The following is a 7,469-nucleotide window of genomic DNA, read 5'->3' on the forward strand; positions in this document are numbered from 1 at the left end:
GACCGTGCGACTGCGCGAGCTTCGCCACCGAGATGCCCGGCTCGCACGCGGCCACTGCAACTTCACGCCGGAATTCAGGCGCGTAATTCGGCCGCCCCTTGCGGCTTCCAGCACTGCTGGTCTCTGTCATCAAAGTGGTCCCCACTACTCGAAGTGATGGACATCACTTTGGACTCACGCGGGTACCCTGTCGATGCGGCCTCGAAATGACGCTTACTCTCCTGAAGGCTAATGCTTACCTATAAATGGAGTCATTCGTTTTGCCTGAAGATGCGATACATCTCGAAATTGAGGATTGAATTAGAGGGTGTATTGTTCGGAGCTTCGAGATGCAAGCCAAGCGCTATGAGAGGGAGGTGCACGCTGTGTGTGCAATTGCGCTGTCGACGACGGCAAGCGTCCAATTCGCTCAGAAAGAGTAAGGTATTCCGGGGAGCCGGGTGCAACTGAATGAGATGCTGACACACACTGGCGAGGCGCCCAACTGGGTGGGTATCGCAAGTTACTGCGCCGGCCTGATGGGACGGAGCCGGAGCGCGCGGCGCGGGGCCCCGCATGGAAGCGGGGTTCAGCGCCGCCAGCGCGCCAGTTCATCGCGCTGGACAGCGGGGCGTTGCCCGGTGGTGCTTTCGATACGTTTTGTCAATCCACTGCTATTGAGCTGCCCTGGTTTACCGTACGGAAGATTTACTTTTGCGGTATCGCTGGCGCAACGGGTCATTTCGCGAGAACTCGTGGTTGGCATTTCGATTCCTTGTCGCAAGGATGGCACGTCGACTGCGTGCCGGCCGCTCCTCAGGCGACTGCGTCTGTCGGGTCGATCGTGCCGGAATGAACGGTGTAGCGATCGGGGTTGGAGCACTCTCATCCTCAACGGTAGCTGGGATCTGTACGTCACATTCCTTTCCACTGGCAGTCAAAATGGTTGCTTTATATCCCCATTTGTCCGTTGGGGAATGCAAATATGAGGCGCGATCCTTCATGTTCGCAAATTTGCTGATGCCGTAGGTATACTCCTCGAGCAGCGCACGACCAGTGTTGGTGGTCGTAAAATACCGTAGCCGATCCTCCTGATTCTGGCTGGATGTGATTCGACGTGAAGTCTGGATCTTGATTTGCAATTCGTCAGCCTGTATGCCTGCAGATCTGTACTCAGAGTATTGCGTCGTGTTATGGACAAGTCTCGCGAGTCGTCCAAGTACATCGGCCTTGGCGTCTCTGCCTGCCTTCACTTTGTACATCAAGTCGAGAACGTCAAGGACTGCGTTGTTTGTAAAAAACATCGGAGCGAAATCACTATTTCGCAAACCATCGAAGGTTGTTTTTTCGGCGCTAAGGTTACCCTGTTCATCTAACAGGGTGTCTTTCACAATGGCCAGTTGAAGTATGTGAGTGGATGGAGACGAACCCAAAATAAGCGGTGATACAAGTTGAGTGGCTCTGCCGATGGCGGAGTTGAGCCCCGCACTTCCACCAACACCCATGGCCCATTTTCCTTCTGCCTGAGCGCTTGCCGACCGATTTTCGATAATTGACGACTGAAAATATGAAAGTCGCCATGGCTCACTCTTTTCGCTGCGTTGGAGAACGATCTCAAACTGACGGGCGATGTCCATTGAAGCATCTATCTGGCCGCTCGCGGGGTTCGCGGACCCGGAGCCAAGCGCGGCTGATAAGGATGCGACAAGTGCGGCACGCTCGGTTGTGTGGAGCTGTTGACCATCGTTTCCGGGGTAAATGCGATCCATAAGGCATTTCACAATCGCATATGCGACCTTGTCCATCATGCCAAGCCCTGGAAGATGAGTGGCCGATACATCTATGGTTCTGAATTCGCCATTTCGAAGAAAATTCGAATGATGTGATACGGTGTCTTGATATACGGTGGCGGACAGATTGCCAAGTGAAGGTATCTTGACCTGGGCGATCTTATCCGCCCCAGCCTCCACTCCAGGCAGAGTTAGCGTAAATGCGCTTTGCGCCCTTAGGCGTCTTGGGGTGGCCTTCAGCTGAATGGAGGCCGCGTGGTAGAGGTGCGTTCGCGCCATTACGATGGCCGGGTCCTTGATGCGTTTTCCCAAGGCTTCCAAATTTGGTTCATCCTGTGCCTTCGTCTCCAGCATGGCTTGCGCGTAACCTAATGATATGCGGTTCCAGCATCGTGCAAGGATGTGCTCAAGCCGTTCGCTCTCGGGTTTGATGTCCTTATACTCGCATTCGCCAAGTGAAAATGTATGCTCGAATGCCGCGAGACTTTGATTGAAAAGCGTACGCGCATGGCGCTTAAGAACTGCCGGGGAAGCCTTCCCGTTTACAATGCCGCGTGCTGAAAGGAGCGTGTTGGCGTGCTCCTCAAGAACGTCAAGATCGTGTTCCAAGAGACGGATGTCTTGTCCGCGGCGACGATCGAGATAGCGAACGACCGACGGATCGATTTCCCTGACCTGATCCAGGAGCATTTCCTTGCTCTGTGTGCTTCCGCCTGAAACTTTGTCGAGCGCAGTATGCGGTGCGGACCATAGCCTGTATGGTAACCAGCGATGGATCAAGTCTCCAGTTACTGAGGCATTTATGCCGGTTACGGTACCATATTCTCCAAGGTTTGCGCGAAGCACATCCACATTAGCGCTACCTTCCGCCTCTATGTCAATCCAGTCTCCGTCCAACACTATGGGCGAAAGACTTTTTGGTAGATCGCCTCTGAGTCTGGTGTCGTAGGCGCAATCCAGAATTTGTTGAAGATGGGCATATTCCGAAATACCCTTGAGAATACTCTGGGCTCCGACAAGATATGAGCGCGGGTTACTGCCTTTGATGAGCTTGTGTGTGTTGAGCTCCGTGTGCGAGTCTGACAGAAATACGTCTTGCATACTGTAAGCTTTGCGAACTAGGGAAGATAATTTTCCTGCCACGCCGCGCGTAACGATATTGCCGCGCTCCTTGAGGTCGCGCCGCGTGGGCGACAGTTGGGCGGATAGCCTTTTACCCCCTTCGCGTTGATGCATGATTGCGTAGTTGACGACAGCGCCTGTTTTGGTTCCATCAAAAAGGCTGCCGCGTGTGCCTTTTAGCCCTAGTGAGCCGCCAAGCTGTGCCAGTCGGGATGTCCCGGCGAGTTCTCCAACGTCACCCATCACGGACGCTGCGATGCTGGCTCGTGCGAGCTTTGTGAGTAGAGCGTCTCCGTCCAGATCCCTAGTGACTGAATCCGTTTTGGAGCCTGCTACGGTTAACCCGACCTTAAACGACGCCGCATCGGCGAGGACTACGGAAGCTCCGAAGGATACGCCCAGATCGGCGGTCATGGATACAGAGTTTGCTACGGAAGCATTCGTACGCCTGTCAAGCATGGAGTTGGCTTTGAGATATCTCGACGTTGACTCCTCTCCGTCATTATCGTATTTTGCTATTCCGTTCTGAAAATTGTGTGCCCATGCCATCATCATGACTGCGGCCGCCAATCGCTGCGTCGTCTCGTTTGAGCTCTCGTTCGCGATGGCGGAACTGAGATCTTTCAAGGCGTGTGTGAGGTTCTTGTACTTTACGTCGCCATCGAGGATTTTTTTGATCTGCGCGGCGCTCTTCGTGTTATCAAGGCGTTTTTGCGTTGAAAGCGCCACCCGGACCGCCACGAGAACATCATTTAATATGGAAATGTTGAGCGTATGGTCATGGTTATACATGGTGCGCACCATGCTACATGTATCTGTATCGCGCTGACATTGCGCGTCGGCCGAGCGTGAGAAGCGGCTTGTCCTGCGTTGCTCAAGCGAAATTAACCCCGATAGAGTATCGTTTGAAGCGGTTTGTGTGTGAACGGAGGGCCTCGATAGTTCTGGCTGCCGTGCAGAATGATCGGTGGTTTGCTCGTCGGTTTGACAGGCGCGGTCAGCGTAAGTGACGCCGGTAATCTTGTCGATTGCCAAGCCTGGCTCCTGCAAGTTGGTATTCGAATTTGCCCCATTCGAGTCGATGGGAGGCCACACGCAAGGCGGTGATGGCGCTTGAATTGTCGAGTTCCTGTGGACGTCCTGCATTGGAGCCGCGAAACAAATCCCGTCAAAACGAAACCCGCCGCTCCGACTGCTCCGTCTTCAGTGGGGTATCGCGATTTGTAAGTGATTTTTGAGCTGCCTGATTTCTTCGGATAGTGTCAATTCTCGCGAGCGACCTTTGATACTTCGGTTGGGCGACGAGTTCGTCACGGTGAGGGTGATTACCGTGTGCTGACATCCGCGAAGCCCCTCTTGAACTCGGCCGCGCTCGGCGCCGCTGGAACATGTTTGCCCTACCGGGCGGCCTCTTTGCAGCGGTATCCAAGCCACGCCAGCCCCCTGACGATCACGGGAGCCCCGGGTTGCGCAGCCGTCTCCTTTGTCGGGCTGAGCCGCAAGCCAGTTTTGCATGGACTGGATTGGCGACGCGAAGCCGAGCGATGAATGAAGACGACTGCGGTTATAAAACACTTCAATGTATTCGAACAAGTCTGCCACAGCTTCGCGGTGAGTGCGATACCTCATGCCGTGTACCCGCTCGTTCTTCAGGCTGTTGAAGAAGCTTTCTGTCGGCGCGTTATCCCAGCAACTGCCTTTGCGGCTCATCGAGCAGTGCATGCCGTATGGGCTCAGCTTGCGCTGGAATTCGTGACTCGCGTATTTGACCGCCTCTGTCCGGGTGATGCAACGCGCCGGGCGCGGGCTGGCGGCGGAACCATGTCATCGTCAGCATGTCGGTCACAAGGTTCACCCGTCCAGATGTACGTGATGTCCGATGTGAACACCCGATTGGCCTCGGCCGGCGGAAAGTTGCGGTTCAACACGTTCGCCGCGATCGGCAGTTTGTGTCGAGAATCGGCTGTCACCCGATAACGGCGCTTGCGGTGGGATCGAATACCGTTGTTGCTCATCAGCCGCTCCACCCGGGTCTTGCTGGCTGGAAAGCGGCGAAAGCGGACCTGCCCTGGTCATGCGCGGCGAGCCGTAGGCGCCCTTATACTGAGCATGAATCGTCCGAATCTACGTAAGCAACTGCGCATCGGTCAGCCGCTGACGCTCGGGTGTGCCGCCGTGCTTCCTGGCATGATTGTCGTTCACGCTGACATCAAGGACCTCGCACAGCGCCGACAACGGATAGTGCCGGCACTGCGTGTGGCTCCTTCTTCGCGGCAAACCTACTACTCACTTTCTTCCTCTTGATTTGGTTTTCCGGCAGAGATCCGTTAGCAACCATCGCGCGACGGTTTCCGGACGATCCATGCCGTACGACGCAAATTTGATTTCACTACCGAAATAGACAATGACGCTTCCAGTCAGGACACGAAATCGGCCCTCATACACCACGTCGTCAATCGTCACTTGTACGGTTCTTGTCTCTTCGTAGTCCGCGTTTGCCTTTGTCATTTTTTTGTGTGACTTCGGTAAGAGCATGCAACTTAACCGTATTGGCAACCTCAGTCAAGGCGCAGCAGGGGCAGGAATCACCGAGATACAAATGATAGGAAACCTAAATACATGGACGCAACTCGTATGCGTGAAGTGGGACCTTTTGAGGAAATTATCTGGCGCGCTTTGTGGGCGTTTCATAGGAATATGATTCCGCTTGCTTCGAGTCTGCTCTTGCATCGCGTGCAGACGCACTCGGTATCGACCGTCGAGTACCGTCGGCGGCGCGTCGGAAAAAAGGTTGTCCTTGTTGGGGGGGGTCGACTGACCCGTGCTTCATTCTCAAATAACGTAGGATGTTATCTTTTCCCGCGTCAGGTTAGGCAGAAATTTGCCGTCAAATTGACCCGTAGCCGAATCAATATTTCCGACAAAGGCGCCATTGAATCTGCAGATCTCGTCGATGTATTCGGGGTCGAAGTATCGTTCAATGACGCATGCAAGGAGATCCGGAAAGGGTTCTTTGTCGCTTGATTTTGCATGCGCCAAAATCTCGCCGAGTGCTTCTGCGGAAACCTTGGGTGACAGGAATTCCACCACCGTGTCCGTGCTCAATTCCGGTGTGGCATACTGGTTTAGCACTCGCGCCAACCTTTCTTGCCTTTTGCGGGGTAGGACAACACAGCTGGCACGGCGAACGTTGTCGACGAGTTTTGGTGGTAGCTTAACGCCGAAAACGTCAGTCGGCTTCCATCCGATATAAACCGGTGCATCACGGTCTAGGTTTCTAAATGTTGCGACCAGCCGACTGTCGAATTCTTCCTGCGTAGGCAGAACTTCCGCGCTCAGGGCTTGGATGCACATGCCGCGAGTCCCGAGTAGCTCGTCAATTGACACGGTCTGTTCGCCGTTTTTCTCCAACTGATCCAAGGTCTCGGTGACGCCAGCACCTGGTAGGCCGATTATCGGAATAAACAGGTAGTTGTCGAATATCTTTTCTCGCATCTGGTACCTCACAGAGTTTCGGATATTGGTGTCATAAATCGAACGATTTGCAATCATGGCACATGGACTTTGTACCTCGATGCCTGTAATACCCGGATCGGCAAGGGGGGCGGACATTAGCGTGTTGTCTTTCAGGTGGCGGGTTCATCCGGTCCACGGCCGTGCACTTCCTTCGATTCACTGCTGTGACTGTCATCGCATCGGGCGCTAGATACCGCTGCAGTCGGGCCACTGTAATAGGGGGCGTGAGCGCAAGGGCCTCGAAGAAGGCTGAGAATGGCACTAATACCGTCACAGGCACGAATACGGCAAGCCACATCGTCACGTACGACAGGGGTGGGAGTGCGCACGCGAGGAGTGCAATCGGCGGTCACGAGGTCCGCGGAAACGGACCCAAAGACGAACTGGCCGATGACGTAGGTCGCCATGTAGCCTGATCCACTCGACAGGATTGTACGCGATGACATTGTAAAGAAACGAGCCATGGCCGGAAGCGCAGATACCTGAAAATCCGCAGCGATCTGATTGCTGCAGGAGAGCGGGCGCGCAGGGTACGTGAAGAGACGCGAAAAATCTGTTGTACGAGCCAAGGTCTTGGGAACTTGCCAGCTATCGTGGGCCGAGTACCCCGCATGGACGCGGTAAGCCACCCGCGGATTGAGCGACCTCGGGCATCCGCCTGGTACGTTTCCTGGTCTCGACGAGGTGTGGTCAAAAAGGTCAAAAGGGTCAAAAGGCGCCATAGTGCTCTATGAGGTAATTCTGCGAGTCGCTGCCAAACGATGGATGGGCGCATGGTTAGTGACCAACAACTATTCCTTTCCGTTCGATGTTTTGCGTGAGCGGGGGGGGGGGGCGGCCCGTCAGGTGTATCCGAGTAGGCTTGGCTGACAGAGTGATTGAGTTTTGTTTCATCGGCGCCTCGCTTCCGCATGATGTGACGAACACTCGTAGATGCACTTTCAGCCTTCGCCTATTGAGTTTCCCATAAAACATGACAACCGATTCGATGCTGGCGCGTTATATCTCTAACGGATTGAATGGAGATACGCGCCATGGCAAAGAAGCCGTTGGACGAGGCAA

Annotated in this window: 2 protein-coding genes and 1 pseudogene; all 3 read right to left on the bottom strand. The window is 54.5% G+C overall.

Annotation, left to right across the window (positions count from 1 at the left end; genetic code table 11):
- Positions 1 to 671: 671 nt before the first annotated feature.
- The 3 genes and pseudogenes from HV796_RS39360 to HV796_RS39370 all read right to left on the bottom strand — a co-directional run bounded on the left by HV796_RS39360 (position 672) and on the right by HV796_RS39370 (position 6,503).
- Positions 672 to 3,926 (bottom strand): hypothetical protein, encoded by a 3,255-nt coding sequence (locus tag HV796_RS39360; RefSeq protein WP_175233172.1) that lies wholly within the window; start codon positions 3,924 to 3,926, stop codon positions 672 to 674.
- A gap of 435 nt (positions 3,927 to 4,361) precedes the next feature.
- A pseudogene (locus HV796_RS39365) lies at positions 4,362 to 5,147 on the bottom strand (IS3 family transposase); the annotation flags it as partial.
- Between the two features lie 576 nt (positions 5,148 to 5,723).
- Positions 5,724 to 6,503 (bottom strand): tRNA 2-selenouridine(34) synthase MnmH, encoded by a 780-nt coding sequence (locus HV796_RS39370; protein WP_175233173.1) that lies wholly within the window; start codon positions 6,501 to 6,503, stop codon positions 5,724 to 5,726.
- Positions 6,504 to 7,469 lie beyond the last annotated feature (966 nt).

It is taken from the genome of Paraburkholderia humisilvae (assembly GCF_902859855.1).
GTDB lineage: Bacteria > Pseudomonadota > Gammaproteobacteria > Burkholderiales > Burkholderiaceae > Paraburkholderia > Paraburkholderia humisilvae.

Coding starts and splice junctions, on each gene's coding strand:
- HV796_RS39370 (WP_175233173.1), bottom strand. CDS start 6,503: ATGTCCGCCCCCCTTGCCGATCCGGGTATTACAGGCATCGAGGTACAA.